Annotated in this window: 22 protein-coding genes; 10 read left to right on the forward strand and 12 right to left on the reverse strand. The window is 36.6% G+C overall.

What is annotated here, in order from left to right:
- Positions 1-74: 74 nt before the first annotated feature.
- The 3 genes from ACK4HO_RS04650 (at position 75) to ACK4HO_RS04660 (ending at position 1,750) form a co-directional block, all read left to right on the forward strand.
- Entirely contained in the window at positions 75-824 is a 750-nt protein-coding gene (locus tag ACK4HO_RS04650) for an Asp/Glu racemase (RefSeq protein ID WP_409663243.1), read from the forward strand.
- A gap of 217 nt (positions 825-1,041) precedes the next feature.
- Positions 1,042-1,272: a 4a-hydroxytetrahydrobiopterin dehydratase gene (locus ACK4HO_RS04655; protein WP_409663245.1), complete on the forward strand. Its 231-nt coding sequence runs from the start codon at positions 1,042-1,044 to the stop codon at positions 1,270-1,272.
- A gap of 64 nt (positions 1,273-1,336) precedes the next feature.
- Positions 1,337-1,750, forward strand: a complete 414-nt coding sequence (locus ACK4HO_RS04660; RefSeq protein WP_409663247.1) for an OsmC family protein — start codon at positions 1,337-1,339, stop codon at positions 1,748-1,750.
- A gap of 296 nt (positions 1,751-2,046) precedes the next feature.
- Here the strand turns inward: ACK4HO_RS04660 and ACK4HO_RS04665 are convergent, their stop codons facing one another.
- The 3 genes from ACK4HO_RS04665 to ACK4HO_RS04675 form a co-directional block, all read right to left on the reverse strand.
- On the reverse strand, positions 2,047-3,462 hold the full coding sequence (locus ACK4HO_RS04665) for an MBOAT family O-acyltransferase (RefSeq protein ID WP_409663249.1): 1,416 nt from the start codon (positions 3,460-3,462) through the stop codon (positions 2,047-2,049).
- A gap of 2 nt (positions 3,463-3,464) precedes the next feature.
- The gene (locus ACK4HO_RS04670) at positions 3,465-4,499 is read right to left on the reverse strand and encodes a hypothetical protein (protein WP_409663252.1); all 1,035 of its coding nucleotides are present in this window, start codon (positions 4,497-4,499) and stop codon (positions 3,465-3,467) included.
- 227 nt (positions 4,500-4,726) lie between these two features.
- Complete coding sequence (locus ACK4HO_RS04675) at positions 4,727-4,999, reverse strand: DUF4242 domain-containing protein (protein ID WP_409663255.1); 273 nt, start codon at positions 4,997-4,999, stop codon at positions 4,727-4,729.
- Positions 5,000-5,213: 214 nt separating this feature from the next.
- On the opposite strand from ACK4HO_RS04675, the gene ACK4HO_RS04680 reads away from it, so the two are divergent.
- Positions 5,214-6,242: a hypothetical protein gene (locus ACK4HO_RS04680; RefSeq protein WP_409663258.1), complete on the forward strand. Its 1,029-nt coding sequence runs from the start codon at positions 5,214-5,216 to the stop codon at positions 6,240-6,242.
- A 3-nt stretch (positions 6,243-6,245) separates the two neighbouring features.
- Here the strand turns inward: ACK4HO_RS04680 and ACK4HO_RS04685 are convergent, their stop codons facing one another.
- From ACK4HO_RS04685 to pckA, 3 genes are all read right to left on the reverse strand, one after another.
- Positions 6,246-7,601, reverse strand: coding sequence for a M28 family peptidase (locus tag ACK4HO_RS04685; RefSeq protein ID WP_409663261.1), 1,356 nt, complete (start codon positions 7,599-7,601; stop codon positions 6,246-6,248).
- Between the two features lie 228 nt (positions 7,602-7,829).
- A complete protein-coding gene (locus ACK4HO_RS04690) occupies positions 7,830-9,497 on the reverse strand; it encodes a putative transporter (protein WP_409663263.1) in 1,668 nt (555 codons plus the stop codon).
- A gap of 63 nt (positions 9,498-9,560) precedes the next feature.
- Positions 9,561-11,162 (reverse strand): phosphoenolpyruvate carboxykinase (ATP), encoded by a 1,602-nt coding sequence (pckA, locus tag ACK4HO_RS04695; RefSeq protein ID WP_409663266.1) that lies wholly within the window; start codon positions 11,160-11,162, stop codon positions 9,561-9,563.
- A 377-nt stretch (positions 11,163-11,539) separates the two neighbouring features.
- Here pckA and lpdA point away from each other — a divergent pair, with 377 nt between their 5' ends.
- From lpdA to ACK4HO_RS04710, 3 genes are read left to right on the forward strand one after another with little or no spacing between them, the layout of a single operon-like run.
- On the forward strand, positions 11,540-12,943 hold the full coding sequence (gene lpdA, locus ACK4HO_RS04700; RefSeq protein WP_409663269.1) for a dihydrolipoyl dehydrogenase: 1,404 nt from the start codon (positions 11,540-11,542) through the stop codon (positions 12,941-12,943).
- Between the two features lie 37 nt (positions 12,944-12,980).
- Positions 12,981-14,393, forward strand: coding sequence for a choice-of-anchor B family protein (locus ACK4HO_RS04705; RefSeq protein WP_409663272.1), 1,413 nt, complete (start codon positions 12,981-12,983; stop codon positions 14,391-14,393).
- Positions 14,393-15,745 (forward strand): hypothetical protein, encoded by a 1,353-nt coding sequence (locus ACK4HO_RS04710; protein WP_409663274.1) that lies wholly within the window; start codon positions 14,393-14,395, stop codon positions 15,743-15,745. Before ACK4HO_RS04705 ends, ACK4HO_RS04710 begins: the two co-directional genes overlap by 1 nt.
- A 39-nt stretch (positions 15,746-15,784) precedes the next feature.
- On the opposite strand, the gene arsB is transcribed toward ACK4HO_RS04710, so the two are convergent.
- The 6 genes from arsB to ACK4HO_RS04740 are packed head-to-tail and all read right to left on the reverse strand — an operon-like array spanning position 15,785 to position 19,650.
- Entirely contained in the window at positions 15,785-16,819 is a 1,035-nt protein-coding gene (gene arsB / locus ACK4HO_RS04715) for an ACR3 family arsenite efflux transporter (RefSeq protein ID WP_409663277.1), read from the reverse strand.
- 51 nt (positions 16,820-16,870) lie between these two features.
- Positions 16,871-17,578 (reverse strand): protein-tyrosine-phosphatase, encoded by a 708-nt coding sequence (locus tag ACK4HO_RS04720; protein WP_409663280.1) that lies wholly within the window; start codon positions 17,576-17,578, stop codon positions 16,871-16,873.
- A gap of 3 nt (positions 17,579-17,581) precedes the next feature.
- Positions 17,582-18,193 carry a low molecular weight phosphatase family protein gene (locus ACK4HO_RS04725; RefSeq protein WP_409663283.1) on the reverse strand — a complete coding sequence of 204 codons (612 nt, stop codon included), beginning with the start codon at positions 18,191-18,193 and terminating at the stop codon, positions 17,582-17,584.
- A 1-nt stretch (position 18,194) separates the two neighbouring features.
- Positions 18,195-18,812, reverse strand: a complete 618-nt coding sequence (locus tag ACK4HO_RS04730) for a class I SAM-dependent methyltransferase (protein ID WP_409663286.1) — start codon at positions 18,810-18,812, stop codon at positions 18,195-18,197.
- Between the two features lies 1 nt (position 18,813).
- Entirely contained in the window at positions 18,814-19,290 is a 477-nt protein-coding gene (locus tag ACK4HO_RS04735; RefSeq protein ID WP_409663289.1) for a DUF6428 family protein, read from the reverse strand.
- A 36-nt stretch (positions 19,291-19,326) separates the two neighbouring features.
- Entirely contained in the window at positions 19,327-19,650 is a 324-nt protein-coding gene (locus tag ACK4HO_RS04740; RefSeq protein WP_409663292.1) for an ArsR/SmtB family transcription factor, read from the reverse strand.
- Between the two features lie 342 nt (positions 19,651-19,992).
- Here ACK4HO_RS04740 and ACK4HO_RS04745 point away from each other — a divergent pair, with 342 nt between their 5' ends.
- From ACK4HO_RS04745 to ACK4HO_RS04755, 3 genes are all read left to right on the forward strand, one after another.
- The gene (locus ACK4HO_RS04745; RefSeq protein WP_409663295.1) at positions 19,993-21,570 is read left to right on the forward strand and encodes a SulP family inorganic anion transporter; all 1,578 of its coding nucleotides are present in this window, start codon (positions 19,993-19,995) and stop codon (positions 21,568-21,570) included.
- A gap of 89 nt (positions 21,571-21,659) precedes the next feature.
- Entirely contained in the window at positions 21,660-22,157 is a 498-nt protein-coding gene (tpx, locus tag ACK4HO_RS04750) for a thiol peroxidase (protein ID WP_409663298.1), read from the forward strand.
- Between the two features lie 10 nt (positions 22,158-22,167).
- Positions 22,168-22,542 carry a diacylglycerol kinase gene (locus ACK4HO_RS04755; protein ID WP_409663301.1) on the forward strand — a complete coding sequence of 125 codons (375 nt, stop codon included), beginning with the start codon at positions 22,168-22,170 and terminating at the stop codon, positions 22,540-22,542.
- Positions 22,543-22,670 lie beyond the last annotated feature (128 nt).

Here is a 22,670-nt window from a genome sequence, read left to right on the forward strand (position 1 = left end):
GATAGGGAAACTCCCAAAAAATAATAATTAAAAATTCAGGCACATAGCCACTTAGCTACTCAGTAACTTTAATTATGAAAAAATACAGAATAGGACAAATAGTTCCGTCTTCGAATGTGACGATGGAAACCGAAATACCGGCCATTTTCAGAGCCAGAGAAACCATATTACCGGAGCGTTTTACGTTTCACAGCAGTCGCATGCGCATGAAAAAAGTCACCAAAGAAGAACTCGAAGCCATGGATGCGATGAGTTTGAAATGTGCTCAAGAATTGTCAGACGCACACGTTGATGTGATGGGTTATGCGTGTTTGGTAGCCATTATGAGTATGGGACGCGGCTACCATTGCGTTTCCGAAGTGAATTTACACCAAGAAACGGTGGCGAATGATTTCCCTACGCCTATCGTGACTTCTGCCGGTGCTTTGATTAACGGATTAAAGGTTTTGGGTGCCAAACAAATTTCGATTATTACGCCTTATATGCGTCCGCTAACCGATATGGTCGTTGATTATATCGAACACCAAGGCATCAAAGTGAAGCAAAGTATTGCGCTTGAAATTCCGGATAACTTAGAAGTCGCTGCACAAAACCCAATGAATTTATTGGAAATCTACAAACAATTGGATTTAACCGATGTGGATGTTTTAGTCGTTTCAGCTTGTGTGCAAATGCCATCTTTGGAAGCCATTGATTTGATTCAGGCAGAGTGCGGCATTCCGGTTACTTCTGCGGCGGTTTGTACCACTTACGAGATGATGAAAAAACTCGGCATTGAAGCCAAATCAGCTATTGGAGGTGAATTGTTGAACGGAAAGTACTAGAATTATAAAAACTATACTGAGAATTATATAACTCATTCATTATAAGCTTACTTACTTTTATAGTATTACAAAAAGCAAAACTTATGAATGGGATTTTCAAAACATTAATTGCCGGTTACAGTGCCAAAAAATTAGGAGGTGGTTGCTTAGGCACCATTATCGTTTTTATAATTATCTACTTTTTGTTGGGTTATTTTTAAACTATAAAACTACAATAATGGAATGGATAACCAAAGACGGAAAGTTGGTCAATACTTTTGAATTTATATCTCAAACGGCATTGGCGGAGTTTGTATTGAAAATTGCCCAACATGCTGATGAAATAGACCATCATCCCGATTATAAAATCTTCAAAGCTTTTACTGTTGAAATCACTTTATTCACCTACAGCAAAAAGGCCATCACCGCATTAGACCATCAATTGGCCGAATTTATCTCAGCGCTTTAAGATTTTGGAATCACTTTTTTTAGTAAATTAGGGCTTTCAAAATAACATCAAAAATAATTTAGGTATGAAAAGAAGAGCAACTGCTGTTTGGAACGGCTCAGGTAAAGACGGTAAAGGACATTTAACCACGCAAAGTACAGTATTAAATCAGACACAATATTCCTTTGGTTCCCGATTTGAAGAAGGTATCGGTACCAATCCCGAAGAATTAGTAGGCGCAGCTCACGCAGGTTGTTTCTCTATGAAATTGGCTTTCAACTTGCAAGCAGCCGGTTTCACGGCAACCGAACTAAAAACCGACGCAGAAATTGTTTTTGAAGACGGAACCATAGTAGCTTCTAACCTAACCTTAACAGCAAAAGTAGACGGAATTGACAACGCAAAGTTTGAAGAATTAGTAAAAGATGCTGAAGCCAATTGTCCGATTTCAAAGTTGTTGAATACTAAAATCAGCGTCAGCTATACGCTCAACGGATAATTAAAAAAAGCATACAATTTACACTACAAAGGCAAAGTTAAATCAGTGTTAAAGTGCTAATTTTAACATGGTTGCTTTCTGAAAAAAAGTAATTTTGAATATGATTTTGATTAATTACTTGAAGTTCTCGAAGAGAGAATTCGATAGTTGAATGCATCAAGTGGTGCAAGTTAATAATGATAAATCAAAATCATAAAATTGAGGAGGTCTGAAAAGACCTCCTTTTTATTTTATATCAAAACCTATAAAAGAAAAAGCCGCTGAAAAAAGCGGCTCGTATCTCAAAAAAAACTCCTTTAAAATTGGAAATAAATAAACTGTTCGCCACTTCCTTGAGCAATGGCAATTAGGAAAAACATAATAGCCCAAACCAATCCCAATACAATAGGAGATTTAGTCTTAGCCACAGATTCAAGAGAAGTATTGCGCATTACCCAATGGCATATAAAGGTTAATGAAATGAGGGTAAATACTTTTATAATCGAAAAACTATCCAGTATTTTAGCACCATCACCATTCATAAACAACATCGATTCAATCATATTTTGTGCCGTTTCAAACTTTCTGGCTCTGAAGAATACCCAAGTAAAATTGACACAAGTATAAGTCGCCAAAGCCAATAAAATTCCGTTCCAAGCTGTTATTTTGATAGAAACTACCGTTTTCAACAAACGCTCAACCACAAGGAAAATACCGTGTAAAGCACCCCAAATCACAAAAGTCCAGGCTGCACCATGCCATAAACCGCCTAACAACATTGTCACCATTAAAGCCACATACATTCTCACCACGCCTTTTTGATTTCCACCTAAGGGAATATAGAGATAATCTCTCAACCAAGTCGACAATGAAATATGCCATCTTCGCCACAAATCAGAGAAACCAATGGCCGCATAAGGATACCTGAAATTATCTGTTAAGTAAAAACCAAGCATCAATGCCAGCCCAATTGCACAAGTAGAATATCCGGCAAAGTCAAAAAATATCTGTCCGGAAAAGGCTAATGTTCCCGTCCAAGCATCCCAAGTATTCAGCACTTTATCCGAATTAAAAACCGCATCTGAAGTCTTTGATAATAAGGTATCGGCTAAAACCACCTTTTGGAACAAACCCAAAGTCAGTAAAAACAATCCCCAAATAAATTGGTTGGCCGTAGCCCTTTTTTCTTCGTAAAACTGCGTAATCAAATCGCCTGCTCTAACGATTGGTCCGGCTACCAATTGCGGAAAGAATGTAACATATAAGGCAAAATCTAAAAACGTTTTAGCCCTTTCTGTTTTGCGCCAATACATATCAATGGTATAAGACATGGTTTGGAAAGTATAAAACGAAATACCCATTGGCAAAATAATATCCATCGGTAAAGCTTTGTATTCAATTCCGATAGCATTCACCAACAACGTGAAATTTTCGAGTAAAAAATTACCATATTTGAAAAAGAACAAAAAGCCCAAATTGACTACCATACTTAACAGCAACCACAACAATCTTTTTCGCTTATTTTCTTCGGTGGCCAATTTTTTTCCGGTTATCCAGTCAATTACTGTTGATATCCATAACAAAATTACCAAAGGCGGATTCCACAATCCGTAAAAAACATAACTGGCAAAAAGTAACATTCGTTTTTTGAAGGTCCAATTAAACATTTTGGCATAATACAAGGCTAATACTATTACCAAAAACACGACAAAACTTAAAGAGTTGAATAACATGATTAGTTGGTTTTAGGATTAGACAAAGTACCATCAGCTTTCATGATTTTTACCAATTCAACGGTGAATTTTCTAGCATCGGCAGCTGATAAGTGAGACCATTCCGGACACTCAAACTGTAACTGTTTGTAGTCTTCAAAGTAATAACTTTTGACTTGGGCTTGTTGCACCAAATCATCCCAGAATGTAGCTCTCGGCAATTTCATATCTTCCCCTATTTTGAGTCCACCACTAGAGGGACATCGCACCAAAATGACCTTGCCGCCTTTGGCTTTGAATTTTTTTAAATCTTCCAAAAAGAAAGCCATCGTAGATTTCTTATCAGGCGGCGGTGCATTTTTGCCAAAGAATCCCCAAACGGTTTTAATGGTATTGGCAAAGGCCGTATCGCTTGCTGTTCGTGCCGTCATTTCGGTATTTCTATCTACTCGAGTATCATTAAAATTATAGAATGGAGGAAACTCAGGTTCACCGGTTCGGTTCCCAATTTTAATTCGTCCTAATAAAGCTTTCAAATCAATATCATCAGACCATTCCTCTTCGCTGCCCGACATCATTACCAAAGCGCTTTGCAAAGGCAATGAAATGGTATGATTCAACTGCTGGGCATAAGTACGTTCGTGAAAATAATCGACTTTAGTTTGAGCTCTTTTCCATGGTGATGCTTCCGGAAAAGTAGTTGAAAAGAAAAGTCCGGGTGTCACACCAACCAAAATGGTTCCTTTAAAATCGGTATTGTTTACTAAATCACTAAATATTGGTAAAGGCGAAGATCCGGCTGATGCTAATTGAATTGGTTTGCGTCCGGTTTGCTTTTCCCATTCATCCACTTGAATATCAAAAAGTACTCTTGATGAACCTATTAAAACGACATCATCGTTGGTAAGTTGTCCAACTTTTGCCCTTTGCACAGCCCACAAATCCTTATTGTCATCAATATTGGGATAAAATCCTTTGGATCGCCAGTAAAGTTCCCAAGCGCCAAGGCTAACTGCACTAAGTAGTACAGCAATGAGTAATGATTGCTTTAAATTCATTTTTTTGTAATTAATTGGTTAGTAATAAAAAAAGATTTTGTCTCTTTTTGGGTAATACAAATATGAATTTGGGGAAATAATAATTATTACTTTTAACGTATAGGTTTCAAATTTAACCAATTAATAAATCTAGAATTACTAATGGCATAAATTTTATTAACGCTTTTCCTGTTAATAAGTCATTGCTTTTCAAAAAAAAACAGCAACCTTAATTGCTGTTTCTTAATTTACTCGGCCGTAACCGGATTGATGACATTGACTACTTTGCAGATTTTATTCGCCGGAAAACCACCTTTGTTGGCATGTTCCAGAATCATTTCTTCATTGGGTGCAATATAAACACAATAAATTTTATCACCGGTGACAAAACTTTCCACCCATTGGATATCGGGTCCCATTTTGTTTAAAACCCCACAAGAGGTTTGTGAAATTCCTTTCAGTTGTTCGGTTGTTAAATCTCCCGCACCGGGAATTTCTCTTTCTATTACGAATTTTGGCATAAGTATTCTATTTAATAAATTCCTACTTATATGGCTTTTCGGTTTTGCCCCGTTGATTTGAGTGGTTTCTGGACTCCACTAGGTTAAAAGAGCAAGTGCAATTTAGTCATTATTTTTCAAAAAACGATTTTAAATATTAATAATCAACAACTTAAGAATAAACAACTATTAAGCATAACTTTGGTATATTTGATTCATTTAAATGAAAAGACAGATGCCAAACAACCATAGACTCCAAAAACAACTCGAATTAACCCACGAACAAACCTCGCCTTTGTTTCGCATCATGTTCACCCAAAACAGTCATGAACCCAACAGAAGACATTTTGAAAACAACATTTGTGCTTTTCATATTGGCAATGGTTATATACTTTCGGTTGCACACAATCTAAAAACAGAAGCCAAGATTTTTAAATCGGTTGACGAGACCATTTTTACCAACGATATTTTACCCTATTTGAATGACGCACAAAAGCAGTTGTTCCAAAATTGTTTTTTATTGGACACTACTGTTCAAAAAAGGTATTGGAACAGCAACAATCCGAGCGATTATCAGTTTGCCGTTGAGGCTTTGAAACAAATTAATTTTGACACGCGATGGGTTACTTTCTTAGAGAAAAAGATTTGCCAAGCGCATTTGATAGTCCAATTCAAAGACGATAATTTTTATAATAACCCGGAACTTTCAGCTCATTTTACATCTTCAAACTATTTTGCGGAACCGGCCATCAATAGGCATACTTATTTGGTAGAGGTTGAATTGGTAGAAGCTTTTTACAGCGATGATATTGCATTGTACCGGATTGTAAATACACCAAAGGAAATTATCGCTGCAATGCCGAGTGTGGCTATTGATTATTCTGTTTTAAGTGATGAACAAGCGCAGTATTATTGTTTGCAAAGTTCTCCTACGAGTGAAGTGGGCAAACTCTTGAACAAAGCCCAAATTGAAGGTTTCACGGAGCATTTCGCCATCTTTCCCGAGCGTATCGGCGGTAATTATTTACTCGAAGGTTTGCGTTATTTAATCAAAGGGTATTTCAGATTTGGTTCTTCGGGTGCGCCATATTTGGTTTATGATGTCAAAAGCAATGCTTTCAAAGTCAACGCCATTCAAAGCGAAGCCTGTCCGATTCAATTATCCATTGACAACAAACGTGAGGGTAATTTTCAATATGTGAATGCGATTGCCACGCCGCTGCATAACATTAAAGAAAAGCTTGAGATTTATTTAAACCAATAATATTTATTTGCTCGTACTGCGTATTACTGCTGATGGAAAAACCACTACGCTTTCTTGTCCGTTTTTGTGGACACTGGCTACGCCAAAATAATAGTTGTCAATCACGATTCCTTTGAGTTCAAAAGCATCAACATTGCCAACAAATCGGCTGTTTTCCCACTGTGGCGAAGTAGTGAGTCGCCAATAAATTTTATATCCAATAACGGTATCATCCGCTACTTTATCCCATTTGAGTTTAGTATTAGGTTCAACAACGCCTCCAATAGTTACATTTTTGGGTTCAGGTGGTGACCAACCTAATCCGGCCAATATAATCGCATTGACAGCGGTGAGTTTTTTGGCATAATCAAAATTAACCCCTTCGATTACATCACCATAATTGATACCGTTTTCAACTCTGGTATTTTGATGTTGTCGGTTGTAATTTTCGTGGGCTTCCATAATCCGAACACCGGCATAACCCAAATCATTAAACGGACGGTGATGACCGCCACGACCAAATCGGTCCAGACGATAGACCATCATCGGATTCATTTCGGGCATATAAGTCGAAACCGATTTATGAATATACCTTGCCAATTGACGCGAAATACCATCTACTTCTCCACCATAAAAACGACGTTGGTTTCTCTCTTTTTCAGTTTCAGTTACCGGTGTAGGCTCTGAAAATATTCGGAAAGTTCTGTTATCAATTACGCCATCTACGCCTTCAATATTGCCTATCATGTCATTGTTTAACACGCCAATAATTTCCCAATTGTTTTTTTTGGCATATTCGGCAAAACCTTTTCCTCCAAATAAGCCTTGCTCTTCACCAGACAATCCTAAGTAAATAATACTATTTTCAAAACTGTATTTTGATAAAACTCTAGCCGCTTCAATAGTTCCCGCCATACCCGAAGCATTGTCATTGGCACCGGGCGCATCGTTGGTATAATCCATCGTATCTGAGTTGCGACTGTCGATATCTCCGGTCATGATGACAAAACGATTGGGGTATTTAGTGCCTTTTTGAATAGCTACCACATTGACTACATAGGCTTCTTTGGGAATTCTGTTGCCGTCTTTTGGAGTAACTAAATCCTTTTGGTAAAAAACTTCCAAACAATTTTTACAGTCTTTGTCTATCTTATCAAACTCAGCTTTGATCCAGCGACGAGCCGCTCCGATTCCTCTTGTTTTAGAAATAGTATCGCTAAAAGTATTTCGGGTTCCGAAATTGGCTAAAATGCGAATGTCTTTCTCTAAACGTTCGGCTGAAACCGCTTCGATAATATCATACAATCGGCTGTCGGTTTGGGCACTAAGAGTGGCTACATTCGCCAGTAATATGGTAAGTAATATAAGATGTTTTTTCATAAAAGTGACTGTTTATTTGAGAAACTGTTGGCTTGATTCTGGGCTTCTTCATTCAACAGTTCAGGCATGTTCCTGCGAATAAATCAGACAAATCTATAACTGTTGAACTGGTTGACTTCATTACCTTTTGTGTAAATAAGCTGATACGAGTTTTTGCAATCATATCTGATCAATTTACAGCACCTAAATTTATAAAAAAAAGAATGGTTTTCAACTTTAAATAAAAAATTAACTAAACATCAAAATGAGTAGTTGCGCGACTATAATTCGGAGTATCATGGTCAATGGATAAACTGTAGCATAAGTGGCTGAAGGAATGTCGTTACCTGAAATTTTCAAAGCAAAGGCCAACGCTGGCGGATCAGTAGAAGCACCGGCCAACAAGCCACAGATTTCAAAAAAGTTTTTCTTAAAAATGCGTTTGGCAATAATCCCGGCTATCAGTAGTGGAACAATCGTTATGATAATACCTAAACCTATCCAATAAAACCCGTTTCCGCCCTCAAATGCCTGGGCTAATTTTGAACCACTACTCAATCCGACACTGGCCAAGAATAAAGTGATTCCGAGTTCACGTATCATCAAATTGGCACTATTGGTCGTATAATTATTCAAGTAAAATTGATTCCCAAATCGGCTCAAAATCAAAGCAATAATCAACGGACCACCCGCCAAACCTATTTTGACCGGAACCGGAATATTCGGAATTTGAAACGGTATACTTCCTACGATGATACCAAGCACTATACCAATAAAAATTGGCGCAATATCCGGCACTTCTAATCGTTTTAATGAATTTCCTAAAACGGAAGTGATGCGTTCCAAACTCTCTTTGGTTCCGACAATTTTGACTGTATCACCCAATTGCAATACTATGTTTCCACTAGGTACCATTTGCGTTCCGGCACGATACAAGCGGGTAAAAGTAAAATCGTGTTGGTTAAACTCAGGTATATCGCCCAATCGTTTGTGCGTGATGTTTTTGTTGGTTACGACCACATGATTGGAAACCAAATTGCTATCGAGTGCCGTTTTCAAGTTCATATCACTTTCCGGACCAATTAACATTTGCAATTGGTCGAAAGTGCTTTTTGAAGCTACGATCAGTAAAACATCTTTTTCCGAAAGAATTTCTCTAGGTGTGGGCGTAATGATGGTTCCTTTATGAAACATCCGCGATACCACTATAGGTGTTTTGATCATTTCAAAAATAGCACTGATGGGTTTTCCCACCAATTGATGGTTTTCTAATTGCAAATGTTTAGAGATTACCTGATCTTCCCGCAAACTCGCTAACTTACTTTGAAGTTCCGTTTCGTCTTTGATATTGACTTTAAAGATCCGTTTGAGTAATAACATTGAAATAATAATCCCAAAAACCCCAAAAGGATAAGCAACGGCATAAGCTAAAGTCACCATTGAAGTAGCTTCGGTAGCCTGATGCAAATTAGTCATCGTGGTTTGTGCTGCTCCTAAACCCGGTGTATTGGTGACTGCACCACTCATGATTCCGGTCATAATAGAAATAGAATTATTGGAGCAATAATACAATCCAAGAGTAGTGATTACCCCAAACAACACTATAAATACGGCTAGCATATTAGTGACCAAAGCATTTTTGTTTAAAGAAGCGAAAAAACCGGGGCCAACTTGCAATCCAAGGGTATAAACAAATAAAACTAAGCCGAATTCTTTTAGAAAATCTTGTAATTCCGGATGGACAGATATGCCCATAAACGAGAAAAACAATCCAACGAAAAGCACCCAAGTAACACCCAGAGAAACCCCAAATATTTTTATTTTTCCGAACCAAATGCCAAAAGCAATCACTAAGCCAAAAACGATAATCGTTTGAGCAAAAGATTGATGGGTGAATAAATCAACTATCCAGTTCATTTTTTAAAATTTTAATACCAATGGAAAGATAGTAAATTATCCCATTGGTATTTATTTGAAGTGTTATAAACTAGGACCGGCCGCAATCAATCTTTTTCCTTCTTCGGTGTTGGTATATTGCTCGAAGTTTTTATTGTAAAGTGCGACTAATTTTTTGGTTTTTGTTTCCCAATCCGCAATCTCTTTATAGGTAGTTCTTGGGTCTAAAATATCATCTACATTAGGTAATATTTTGGGCGCAGTTAAATTCAAAAAAGGAATTTTTACCGTTTCAGCTTTGTCTATAGAACCGTCAATGATGGCATCAATGATGGCGCGAGTGTTTTTTAATGAAATTCGTTTTCCGGTACCATTCCAACCAGTGTTTACCAGATAGGCTTTGGCATTGTGTTCTTTCATTTTGGCCACCAACGTTTTAGAATACATCGTTGGATGTAAAGTCAAAAACGCTTCCCCAAACGCCGGAGAAAATGACGGTTGTGGTTCTGTAATACCGCGTTCTGTCCCGGCTAATTTAGAAGTGAATCCACATAAAAAATGGTATTGTGCTTGGTCTTCATCTAAGATAGAAACCGGTGGCAAAACGCCAAAAGCATCAGCAGACAAATAAATAATTTTACTGGCATGACCTGCTTTTGAAGGCAACACTATTTTGTTGATATGGTAAATCGGATAAGAAACTCTTGAATTTTCGGTTATAGAATGGTCGTAATAATCGACTTCTCCATATTCATTTACTACTACATTTTCGAGTAGCGCATCTCTCTTGATAGCTCTCCAAATATCGGGTTCATTTTCTTCTGATAGGTCAATCACTTTGGCATAACAACCACCTTCGTAATTGAAAACACCATTGTTGTCCCAACCGTGTTCGTCATCACCTATCAAATAGCGTTTTGGGTCGGCAGATAAAGTTGTTTTCCCAGTACCTGAAAGGCCAAAGAAAATAGCCACATCACCCTCTTCGCCTACATTCGCAGAACAATGCATTGAAGCCATTCCTTTTAAAGGAAGGTAATAATTCATCATTGAAAACATCCCTTTTTTCATTTCGCCACCATACCAAGTACCGCCGATGATTTGGATTTTTTCGGTTAAATTAAATAAGACAAAATTCTCTGAATTTAGTCCTTGCGCTTCCCAATTCGGGTTGGTCGTCTTAGAACCATTCATCACTACGAAATCAGGTTCTCCAAAGTTTTCCAATTCATAAACAGAAGGTCGGATAAACATATTGGTTACAAAATGGGCTTGCCAAGCCACTTCCATGACAAAACGCACTTTTAATCGGGTATCTTTATTGGTACCGCAAAAGGCATCCACCACATATATTTTTTTGGAGGTTGACAGTTGTTTTAAAACCAAACTCTTTAATTCGCTCCAAATTTCCTGAGTGGTTGGAAAATTTACTTTGTCATCCCAATAAATAGTGTCTTTAGTAATCTCATCTTTAACGATATAACGATCCTTTGGAGAACGACCGGTGAAGACACCTGTTTTTACCGCTACAGCACCGCTCTCGGTAACAGCTCCTTTTTCATATCCTTTTCTCAAATGAGAGGTTTCGGCTTGAAATAATTCCTCATAAGAAGGGTTATAGACTACTTCATGGTATCCTGTTATTCCCAGATTGTGCAATTCTTGAATTACTTTTATGTTCTTCATAGTAAGGTGAATTTTAGATTAAAAAATGACAAAGAGTAAACTTTACTCTACAATTCAAAGTTCCAATTTTCACCAAGGGTAAATACTGATATTTATCATAAAAAATAAAAATCTACGAAATCGTTTTCTTTGAATACCAAGGCTTTCGAGTATCTTTTGGCGTTCCCAGTCAGGTATAGAGAACTTCAAAAAATGGAGTAAAAAGTAGTCTTTCAAAACCTTGAGCCGAAAAAAAATATTAGGGAAGCTACTACTCAAAAAACGTCGTGGACTTAACTTTTTGAATTCCATTTAAAAAAGTACCTCGCCAATCGAAATACCAAAAAACATTTGTAATTTTGCATGACAAAAAATTAAACACACACAAAAATATAATCATGAGTTCATTTGACGTTGTCATCATAGGTTCAGGACCGGGCGGATATGTTTCGGCTATTCGTTGTGCCCAATTGGGTTTCAAAACCGCCATCATTGAAAAATATTCTACTTTAGGAGGAACTTGCTTGAATGTAGGTTGTATTCCCTCTAAAGCACTTTTAGCTTCTTCGCATCATTACGAAGAATTGCAACACTTTACCGACCACGGAATCGAGGTTTCAGGCGAAGTAAAAGTAAATTTAGAAAAAATGATTGCCCGCAAACAAGCTGTGGTTGACCAAACTTCGGGCGGTGTTAAATTCTTAATGGACAAAAACAAAGTTACCGTTTTTGAAGGATTAGGGTCTTTCGAAGATGCCACTCATGTTAAAGTAACCAAAGCCGATGGTTCTTCAGAAGTAATCGAAGGGAAAAATATCGTAATCGCAACCGGCTCTAAACCGTCTTCGTTGCCGTTTATCAAATTAGACAAAGAAAGAATCATCACTTCTACCGAAGCGTTAAAATTACCTGAAGTACCGAAACATTTAATCATCATTGGTGGTGGCGTTATTGGTATCGAATTGGGTCAAGTGTATTTAAGATTGGGTGCCCAAGTATCTGTGGTAGAGTTTTTAGACCGAATCATTCCGGGTATGGATGCCGGTTTGTCTAAAGAATTGACCAAAGTCTTGAAAAAACAAGGCATGAAATTCTACACTTCTCACAAAGTGAAAGAAGTAACCCGAAAAGGTAAAAACGTTACCGTTCAAGCCGATGATACCAAAGGAAATACTGTAACTTTTGAAGGTGATTATTGCTTAGTAGCTGTTGGTCGTCGTCCTTACACTGACGGATTAGCAGCCGACAAAGCCGGTGTAAAAGTTACCGAAAGAGGTATGATTGATGTTAATGACCATTTGCAAACCAATGTTCCAAATATTTACGCGATTGGTGATGTGGTTCGTGGCGCCATGTTGGCTCACAAAGCCGAAGAGGAAGGTGTTTTAGTAGCCGAAATCATGGCAGGTCAAAAACCACACATCGACTACAACTTAATTCCGGGTGTAGTTTATACTTGGCCTGAAGTAGCTGCAGTGGGAAAAACCGAAGAACAATTAAAAGCGGATGGTGTGGCTTATAAAGCAGGAAGTTTCCCTTTTAAAGCGTTAGGAAGAGCTCGTGCGGGTGGTGATACCGATGGTTTTGTTAAAATTTTGGCAGATGCTAAAACCGACGAAGTTTTGGGAATACACATGATTGGTGCGCGTTGTGCCGATTTGATTGCTGAAGCGGTAACCGCAATGGAATTCAGAGCCAGTGCCGAAGATATTTCTCGTATGTCACACGCTCACCCAACATTTGCAGAAGCCATCAAAGAAGCTGCTTTAGTCGCAACGGACAATAGAGCTTTACACGTGTAAAATATAAACACTACTTTTATAATAAAATCAAAATCATATGAAAAAATTACTACTAGTAACATCCATGTTGCATTTTGCTTCTATTGCTTTTTGTCAAACGATTTGTACTAGTGGTTTTGCCGGAGTATATCCATGCGATAAAATAGATTTGATGACAAATATGTCATTTTCTCAACTAGGTGGAATTTCTACTACCAGAGGAAATGATTGTTGGGGTTGGACAGATCCTTTGAATGGAAAAGAATATGCTCTTATGGGTTGTACTTCTCATACAGCATTTGTTGATATTTCAAATCCAATTGCACCAATATATTTAGGGAAATTAAATTCAACTAATAATATAAGTAGTACATGGAGAGATATTAAAGTATATAATAATTATGCATTTATTGTTAGTGAAGCAACAGGTCACGGCATGCAAGTCTTTGATTTAACACGCTTAAGAAATGTAACATCTCCACAAGATTTTACTACAGATGCCTTTTATTCTGGATTTGGCAGATGTCATAATATTGCTATTAATGAAGCAAGTGGTTTTGCATATTGTATTGGATCAAACACTTTTAGCGGTGGCATACATGCCGTAAATATTCAAAATCCTTTAGCTCCTGTTTTTTCATTCGGATATTCAGCTAGTGGTTACACACATGATGCACAAATAGTTATTTACAATGGACCAGATACTTCCAATATTGGTAAAGAAATTTTTTTTGGTGCAAATGAAAATAAAGTAGTTGTTATTGATGTAACAGATAAAACAAATCCTTTACTACTCTCTAATTTTACCTATAGTAATACTAGCTATACACATCAAGGATGGCTGACAAGTGATCTGAAATATTGGATAGTTGGTGACGAAATCGATGAAATTGATTTTGGTTTTAATACCAAGTCAATAATTGTTGACATGACTGATCTTGAAAATCCAGTTTTAAAAGGAAATTATTTTGGTACAACACCAGCAATAGATCATAATGGTTATACCAAAAATAATGAGTTTTATTTAGCTAATTATAGAGCTGGATTACGTTTAATGAATACGGCGAATATTGAAACTTCTTCAAATATGAATGAAATTGGCTATTTTGATACTTACCCAACAAATAACGCTGCACAATTTAATGGAGCTTGGAGCACTTATCCTTTTTTTACAAGTGGAAATATATTGATTAGTGATATAGAAAGAGGCTTATTTGTAGTAAGAAAAAATGCCTCGCTAGCTAATGAAGAATTTTTAAATTCAGATTACACCATTTATCCAAATCCGGCAAATACTTTTTTTAGAATTAGTTCAGAAATTAGTATTGAAACAATAGTCTTATATGATACACTCGGTAAAACAATAAAAACTTTCCAATCAGCTGAAAACTATGATATTTCAGATCTTGAAAAAGGATTATACTTTATAAGAGTTAACAATGATTTTACAAAAAAACTAATCATCGAGTAATGAAAAAGTTATGCTATCTTATAGTTTTCTTTTCAATCACAAGTTGCGATAAAGATATTGCATCAGATACTAATGCAGCTTTTAAAGCAGAATTAGACTGGAGTAAATCCTTTGGAGGTAGTTTTGAAGAAAACACTAATAGTGTGGTTTCCACATCGGATGGTGGAATGCTTATTCTGGGTCATACTAATAGTTATGATGGTGATATTGTTAAAAATCATGATTTAATAGATATTTTATTAACTAAATTAGATGCTGAAGGAAATTTAATTTGGACTAAAACTTTAGGTGGTTCATTAAATGATTATGGAATGAGCATTATTCCCACTTCTGATGGTAATTTTGTAATTTCCGGCTATAGTGCTAGTAGTAATGGTGACGTACCCGGAAATGTAGGATTGCACGATTTTTATATTTCAAAAATAACCGAACAAGGAAATATTATTTGGAGTAAAAATTATGGTTTTTCAAATCACGACCATGCCCATAAAATTATTCAAACCAGTGATGGCGGCTTTTTTGTGGCCGGTTTTGCAGATTATTCCGGAATTGATGAAAGTGGAGGTACTAACAATAATGGTGCTGGACATGAAATTGGACATAGGAATTATATGCACGGTGTTGGTGAATTCTTAGGAATCAAATTAGATAGTAACGGTGAATTTGAATGGTATCGCTATTTTGGCGGAACTCAAAATGATAGAGTTAATGATATTGTTGAAGCTGAAGATGGAGGAATATTATTAGTTGGCTATTCTGAAAGTAATGATTTTGATTTTACTAATAACAAAGGTAGTTATGATTATTGGGTCGTAAAAATCCATCATAATGGTGATTTACACTGGAAAGAAAATTATGGTGGCAGTGGAATTGATCAAGCTTTTGGTATAACAAAAACTGGAAATAATTCCTATCTCATAGTAGGACGATCAAATAGTGAAGACGGGCAAATTAAAAATCCAAAAGGCAATTTTGATGGTTGGGTTATTCACATCAACGATCACGGGCATTTATTATGGGAAAAATCTTTTGGAGGCGTTGATTTTGATGTTGCCACAACAATAAAAAAGATTTCAAATGGAAATTTTGTAGTCGTTGGAAATTCAAGAGGCTCGTTTGACAATAACCCAAATAAAGGAGAAAATGATTTTTGGATGTTTGAAATAGATAACAAAGCCAATTCAAATGTATATTGGCAAAAAACTTTTGGAGGTTCAAATATTGACATTGCTACAGACTTTTATCAAAACTCAAAAAAAGAGCTTATTGTAGTGGGTGAATCGCAAAGTAATGACCAAGATGTTCCATTTAATAAAGGTGGCAATGACCTTTGGGTGATAAAAGTAAAATAATAATTAAAAATCAAAAGTTCTGTAAATTCAGGACTTTTTTTATGTTGCAAAGTATTTTTTTCGCAACCAAAACGCCACATTGACCAAAATAATCAGTGCCGGCACTTCTACCAACGGCCCAATTACTCCGGCAAAAGCTTGTCCGCTGTTAATGCCAAAAACCCCAATGGAAACGGCTATCGCCAACTCGAAATTATTTCCGGAAGCAGTGAATGATAAAGCAGTTGCATCACGATAATTGGCACCAATCTTTTTCGATACAAAAAACATTAGGAAGAACATAATGGCAAAAAAGATGACTAAAGGAATGGCTATTCTTATCACATCCATCGGCAAATCGACAATCATTTCGCCTTTCAAACTGAACATGACTACTATAGTGAACAATAACGCAATCAAAGTAATCGGCGAAACAAACGGAAGGAACTTTTGGTTAAACCATTTGTCACCAATAAACTTTTTAATCGCATACCGACTGATAACCGCTAAAGCAAAAGGAATACCAAGGTAAATCCCAACTGTTTTAGCAATTTCGGCTATGGTGATATCTAACTCTAATCCTTTGATGCCAAATAACGGCAACATGATTTCTAAATAAAAATAAGCATACAAACTGAAGAAAAACACTTGCAACAAACTATTGATTCCAATCAAACCGGCGGTTAATTCGCGGTTGCCCTCGGCCAATTCGTTCCAAACAATCACCATCGCAATACAAGGCGCAATGCCTATGATGATTAAGCCGGTCATGTATTCGGGATAGTCTTTAAGGAAAAATGTCGCCAATAAAAACATCAAAAACGGCCCGACTATCCAAGTAATTAAAAAGGACGCTGTTAGTAATTTAGGCTTATCAAACATTTGCGGCACTTTTGAAAAATCGATTTTGGTCAAGGGCGGATACATCATTAAAATTAACCCAATCGCCAAAGGAACATTGGTCGTGCCCGAAGAAAACGAATTGATGAAATCATCCGAACTCGGAATAAAATAACCTATCCCAACGCCAATTAACATGGCTAAAAAAATCCAGATTGTTAAATATCGGTCTAAAAAATTAAGTCTTTTTTTCATAATGAATCATTGAGCATACAAGTCAATTTATGATTTTGAAGTTGAAAATTTCTATTTCTTTATTCTTGAAAAAACATAAAACATTTCGCGAGCAATTTGCCTGCATCTTTCATCATATTTTTCGCTTTCTTGAGCTGTATTGTCAAATAACTTTGGGTCTTGGTAGGGTAAGCCCAATCTAAAATCTGCACCATCAACAATAGGACAAGACGCATCTGCTTCTGAGCAAACCATTACTGCACCAAAATTCTGCGACGGATTAGTGGAATCGGTATATTTTTTTGAGAATAAAATTAAAGGTGCAATATTCTCTCCAATTGTTGCCAACCAAATCGGATTTTGACTTTGTTGGTTAGACTGAAGTATTATGCCTGTTTTTTCAAGTGCTCGCAGTGCATTTTTGTTAACTTTTGTTTGTTCTGTTCCTCCGGAAAATGTACTCACCATTTTTACTTCGTAGAAAACAGAAGCAATTTGAGACCAAACTTGAGCCATATGACTTCTTCTCGAATTACTGGTACAAACAAAAAGTAAGTTGATATCCTTACCCTCTTTTTGTTGTTCTGAAATATAATTAGCTATTTCGTCTAAATCGGATTTCCTATCTACAGAAATTTGATTAAATTCTGATGGAAGTGATTTGCAATAAGTATAAAGTTTTTTGTTTAAACTTGATTTGGGCGAACTTACAAACGACAAAGAAAACACAAAGCTTAAAATCAACAGAGACCCTAAAAATATTTTTTTATAGTTTTTCATTTTTTAAAATTTTATTTGAGATAGTACATAATACATTTCGCTTGCAATTTGGAAACTGCGTTCTGCGTATTTTTCATCCATCAAGTCTCTGTCGTCAAAGGCTTTCGGATCATCATATTTTATAGGAAATCGGGCTTCTGCTCCAAAAACCATCGGACAACCTTCGTCGGCATTGTTGCACGTCATGATGGCGCCAAAATGATTTTTCGGATTAAACTCGTCGAAATAAGCTTTGGAAAAACATACAACCGGATGTTGGTTGTCTGCATATTTCACCGCGTAAACCGGATTGGGTTCCCGACTCAATTTTTGTATTTGAAATCCTTGATTGGTTAGTGTTTCAGCTACTTTAGGAAACATTGCTGTGGCTTCGGTGCCGCCCGAATAGCAAAACACCTTTTGGATTCCGAAATGAAATGCCATGGTTTGTGCCCAAATTTGAGACAAATGACTCCTGCGGGAATTGTGGGTGCAAATGAAATTCAATCGAATTTCTTCCTTATTGTTGACTTTTTCTTGAATATAATCTACTAATGGATTTAATACTTCAATTCGATCTTTCGCTACTGAAATTGTGGCGATTTTTTTAATAGTTTTGGCTAAATTTTCTAACATATTATTTCTTTTTAAAACTGCAAAAAAGGAAATTTTGAATAGTATTAAAAGGCGTTTGATGGTCTTCTGTAAAACAACCTGTTAGTTCAAAATCCTTTTCAAATACCATACGCAAACGTTCCATATTGTATTGGGTGATTTCCAAACCGCTGCATTTTAACGGACCACTATCTGAAAAAGTACCCATCGCTAAAGTTCCGCCATCAGCAACTGCTTTCGAAACCAAATTACTATAACGCTCTATTTCTATGGGTTGGGTCAAAAAATGAAAACAAGCGCGGTCGTGCCAAAAATCAAATTGCTTACTCGGCTTAAAATCTAAAACATCTGAAACTATAAAAGTAACATATTGGGCTCGGCTTCCCAAACGCTTGCGAATTCGCTCTACAGCATTTTCGGAGATGTCCAAAAGGTATAAATCTTGGTAGCCCAACTCGAGTAAAGCGTCTATAAAATAACTGTCGCCACCGCCAATATCAATGATTTTAGCATTCAAAGGCAAATCGAGCGACTTGACAAAATCTACTGAAGTTTTGGGGTATTCTTGGTACCAACTCACTTCTTTTTCCGTCTTGGTTGAAAATACATTCTCCCAATGGGCTTTTCTTTCGATTCCCATTTTAACAACAGCCTGAATTCGGGGTGCAACAAGCCGTTTCTTTTGGCTTCCACTCACCTATTTTGACTTTCATTTTTTCCGGTGGAATGCCGCAGTTGTCTTTGGCTAAGCAATCGGTCATTTTTGATCTTAATTGGAAATTAGTCCCGTCAAAATCTAAACTGAATTTACCGATGGTGTCTTTCATTTGGTATTCCACTTCAATCTCTAAATCGGGGATTTGAAGTTTGGCTTCTGATAATTCTATAATGTGAACCAACTTTTCAGGATGCAATCTGTGGTCATAATCATTGGCTTCCCAAAGTTGGAAATTCACCACTTCTTCATTTCGAACCACACCACCGCAATCGATGAAGTGTTTGGTTACTTTACCAACTTCGGTTACATGAAAATGATTGGGAACCAACTCGCCGTTGGGCAATTGGAAAGCTATGGTGTTTAGCTTTTTTAATTCGTTTTTAATTTCTGAGAGTTTCATTGTTCTAGTAATTAGTGATTAGTAATTAGTGATTAGCTAACAGCATTTATTCTTTAGTTTATGACGAATCACGCCGAAATGGTTTTCTATTTTGTCAATAGTATCCGGATTGATGCAATAACATATTGATGTACCTTCGATAGTGCCTTTGATGATATTGGCGTTTTTTAATTCTTTTAAATGTTGTGAAATGGTGGGTTGTGCCAATGGCAATTCGTTGACAATATCACCGCAAATACAAGTGTCAACAGTCAAAAGATAATCTACGATGGCAATTCGAGCCGGATGTGACAAGGCTTTAAACAAGCTTGCCATCTCGTTGTGTTCTGCTGAAAAAGACTCTGATTTTGATGCACCCATGGTTTCATTGAATTATTATATTGCAATATTACGATAAAACAATAATATAGCAAGCATAAAAAATGTTAAATTATTTTAGGAAAAATTAAAATATTTGCATTCAACCACTTAACTACCAATTCCAATCCTAAAAAAATGCAAATTCGATATTTTGTTGGATAATAGCCTTTAAAAAACTACTTTTGTCAGACTTTATGAAAGATATTATCCAACATACAATGGTTTCCCCGCACTGATTTTAACCCTTAAAATCGGGGAATTATTTCCAACAACCACTTATCGAAAATTTTCGGTGCCGTTTCAGTATGTGAAATTGTACCACAATCTACTTATATTATTTACATGAAAAAAGTATTCAACTTATTTGATTTATCACAAAAGGTAAATTACAAAACAGAGATTTTATCAGGACTAACCGTTGCTTTAGCGTTAGTGCCAGAAGCCATCGCCTTTGCAATGATTGCGGGTTTTTCGCCACTAACAGGTTTATATGCGGCGTTTGTGATGGGATTAATAACTGCCATTTTAGGCGGAAGACCGGGAATGATTTCGGGTGCAACCGGTGCGATAGCCGTTATTTTTGTAGGCTTGATTCTAGAATTGCGCACCGCATTACCCGACATTACCTCGGAAACCATTTTACAATACGTTTTTGCCACCGTAATTATTGCTGGTATTTTACAAATTCTTGCCGGCGTTTTGCGTTTGGGTAAATTTATCCGACTAGTTCCTCATCCTGTGATGTTTGGATTCGTAAACGGATTGGCCATCATTATTTTTATGGCACAATTTCCCAATTTTTATCAAAAAGGTACCGATAACTTGTTGGAAGGTTCAACAATGTTAATAATGCTTGGCTTAACAATACTAACGATGCTAATTATTTGGGGTTTGCCTAAATTGACTAAAGCGGTACCGTCGTCTTTGGTTGCTATTATTATAGTTTCAGGCATTGTAATTGGTTTTGGAATCAACACTATGACGGTTGCAGATACTTTAAACGCTGGAGAAAGCATAAAAGGTGGCTTTCCTCCTTTAACTATTCCAACCGTTCCATTTGATTTTGCTACCCTAAAAATTATTTTCCCTTATGCTTGTATTGTTGCAGGCGTAGGTCTAATTGAAAGCTTGCTGACTTTAAATTTGATAGACGAAATTACAGAAACTCGTGGTAGCGGTAACAAAGAATGTATCGCACAGGGAACAGCCAACATTGCTTCAGGATTATTGTCCGGTATGGGCGGATGTGCTATGATAGGTCAAAGTTTGATTAATACTTCAGCGGGTGCGAGAGCACGACTTTCCGGAATAGTAGCTGCTGTAATGTTGTTAGTATTTATCATGTTCGGTTCAAGTCTGATTGAACGTTTACCAATGGCGGCTTTAGTAGGATTAATGTTTATGGTAGCCATTGGAACTTTTGAATGGGCAAGTTTAAAAACATTCAAAAAAATGCCTTGGTCGGATGTGATAGTAATGGTATTGGTTACTCTGATTACTGCCATTACGCACAATTTGGCAATTGCGGTTTTAATTGGTGTTATTTTAGCAGCTTTAGCATATTCATGGGAAAACGCTAAACGCATACGTGCCAGAAAATATGTTGATGAGCAAGGTGTTAAACACTATGAGATTTTTGGTCCTTTATTTTTTGGTTCGGTGACAGGTTTTGCAGAAAAGTTTGATGTATTGAACGACCCAAACGAGATAGTTATTGACTTTAAAGAAAGTCGGGTTGCGGATATGTCAGCTATTGAAGCCTTAAATGTAATTACCCATCGTTATCACAAACAAGGGAAAAAAGTGCATTTGCGCCATTTGAGTAAAGATTGTATTCGTTTACTTAATAATGCAGAAGCTATAATCGATGTAAATATCATAGAAGATCCTACTTACAAGTTACCCTTAGACAAACTTTAAAAAGATTTATATTAGTTGCTTTTCATTACTATTAAAAGTTCAAATCTGAAATTATTTCATACTTTTGCCATTCAAAAATTGTAAAAGAAATGGCTGGAATTACTTTGGGTGGAAACCCAATAAACACTAATGGTGACTTACCTAAAACAGGTTCAAAAGCACCTGAATTTCAATTAGTAAAACAAGATTTAAGTATCACCTCTTTAGCCGATTTTGCGGGAACCCAAGTGGTATTAAATATATTCCCAAGCATTGACACCAGCACTTGTGCTACTTCGGTAAGAACTTTTAATGCCAAAGCGAGTACTTTAGAAAACACTAAAGTATTGTGTATTTCACGCGATTTGCCTTTTGCCCAAAAACGTTTTTGCGGTGCCGAAGGATTAGACAACGTAATCAACCTTTCTGATTTCAATACCGGACAATTTGGTAAAGATTATGGTTTGGAAATCATTGATGGTGTATTCTCAGGTTTACATGCAAGAGTAGTAATTGTGATTGACGAAAACGGGATGATAACACATACCGAATTAGTGCCTGAAATTGGAAACGAACCAAACTACGAATCGGCTTTAGCTGCGCTATAATTAGAACACTATGGAATTCCAAAAAGACAATTCCTTTTTTACCGGACGCTTAAAAAGTGTGGGCTTTGCCGTAAAAGGTGCCATCAAATTGATTACTACTGAACACAGTGTTATGGTGCAATTTTCATTGGCTATTATTATGATTATCGCCGGGTTTTACTTTGAGATTGACCGTTATGAATGGATGATGCAAATACTGGCTTTTGGTTTGGTCTTGGGCATTGAGAGTATGAATACCGGTATAGAAAAAATAGCCGACTTTGTACATCCCGAGTTTCATAACAGAATTGGTTTTATCAAAGACATTGCCGCTGGTGGTGTATTGTTTGCCGCCATAGCCGCAATTGCTATCGGTTTGCTCATTTATGTTCCAAAATTTATATAATCATTCGATTTAATTTCTATTTTTATAGCGTTATACATCACCAATGGCAAAAACAGTAAAAAAAGAAACTAAAGAAAAGGAGAAAGATCCTAATCTGGAGCTTAAAATACTAAAGACTAAAAAACAAT

The sequence above is a fragment of the Flavobacterium sp. genome, from assembly GCF_046296355.1.
Taxonomy (GTDB): Bacteria; Bacteroidota; Bacteroidia; order Flavobacteriales; family Flavobacteriaceae; genus Flavobacterium.

Bases quoted from the DNA above. Each gene is read 5' to 3' on its own strand.
- ACK4HO_RS04680 (WP_409663258.1), top strand. From the start codon at position 5,214: ATGCCAAACAACCATAGACTCCAAAAACAACTCGAATTAACCCACGAA.
- ACK4HO_RS04660 (WP_409663247.1), top strand. From the start codon at position 1,337: ATGAAAAGAAGAGCAACTGCTGTTTGGAACGGCTCAGGTAAAGACGGT.
- ACK4HO_RS04730 (WP_409663286.1), bottom strand. From the start codon at position 18,812: ATGGGAATCGAAAGAAAAGCCCATTGGGAGAATGTATTTTCAACCAAG.
- ACK4HO_RS04670 (WP_409663252.1), bottom strand. From the start codon at position 4,499: ATGAATTTAAAGCAATCATTACTCATTGCTGTACTACTTAGTGCAGTT.
- ACK4HO_RS04740 (WP_409663292.1), bottom strand. From the start codon at position 19,650: ATGGGTGCATCAAAATCAGAGTCTTTTTCAGCAGAACACAACGAGATG.
- ACK4HO_RS04755 (WP_409663301.1), top strand. From the start codon at position 22,168: ATGGAATTCCAAAAAGACAATTCCTTTTTTACCGGACGCTTAAAAAGT.
- ACK4HO_RS04655 (WP_409663245.1), top strand. From the start codon at position 1,042: ATGGAATGGATAACCAAAGACGGAAAGTTGGTCAATACTTTTGAATTT.
- ACK4HO_RS04690 (WP_409663263.1), bottom strand. From the start codon at position 9,497: ATGAACTGGATAGTTGATTTATTCACCCATCAATCTTTTGCTCAAACG.
- ACK4HO_RS04710 (WP_409663274.1), top strand. From the start codon at position 14,393: ATGAAAAAGTTATGCTATCTTATAGTTTTCTTTTCAATCACAAGTTGC.
- ACK4HO_RS04685 (WP_409663261.1), bottom strand. From the start codon at position 7,601: ATGAAAAAACATCTTATATTACTTACCATATTACTGGCGAATGTAGCC.
- ACK4HO_RS04725 (WP_409663283.1), bottom strand. From the start codon at position 18,193: ATGTTAGAAAATTTAGCCAAAACTATTAAAAAAATCGCCACAATTTCA.
- ACK4HO_RS04720 (WP_409663280.1), bottom strand. From the start codon at position 17,578: ATGAAAAACTATAAAAAAATATTTTTAGGGTCTCTGTTGATTTTAAGC.
- ACK4HO_RS04665 (WP_409663249.1), bottom strand. From the start codon at position 3,462: ATGTTATTCAACTCTTTAAGTTTTGTCGTGTTTTTGGTAATAGTATTA.
- arsB (WP_409663277.1), bottom strand. From the start codon at position 16,819: ATGAAAAAAAGACTTAATTTTTTAGACCGATATTTAACAATCTGGATT.
- ACK4HO_RS04735 (WP_409663289.1), bottom strand. From the start codon at position 19,290: ATGAAACTCTCAGAAATTAAAAACGAATTAAAAAAGCTAAACACCATA.
- ACK4HO_RS04675 (WP_409663255.1), bottom strand. From the start codon at position 4,999: ATGCCAAAATTCGTAATAGAAAGAGAAATTCCCGGTGCGGGAGATTTA.
- ACK4HO_RS04705 (WP_409663272.1), top strand. From the start codon at position 12,981: ATGAAAAAATTACTACTAGTAACATCCATGTTGCATTTTGCTTCTATT.
- ACK4HO_RS04650 (WP_409663243.1), top strand. From the start codon at position 75: ATGAAAAAATACAGAATAGGACAAATAGTTCCGTCTTCGAATGTGACG.
- lpdA (WP_409663269.1), top strand. From the start codon at position 11,540: ATGAGTTCATTTGACGTTGTCATCATAGGTTCAGGACCGGGCGGATAT.
- ACK4HO_RS04745 (WP_409663295.1), top strand. From the start codon at position 19,993: ATGAAAAAAGTATTCAACTTATTTGATTTATCACAAAAGGTAAATTAC.
- tpx (WP_409663298.1), top strand. From the start codon at position 21,660: ATGGCTGGAATTACTTTGGGTGGAAACCCAATAAACACTAATGGTGAC.
- pckA (WP_409663266.1), bottom strand. From the start codon at position 11,162: ATGAAGAACATAAAAGTAATTCAAGAATTGCACAATCTGGGAATAACA.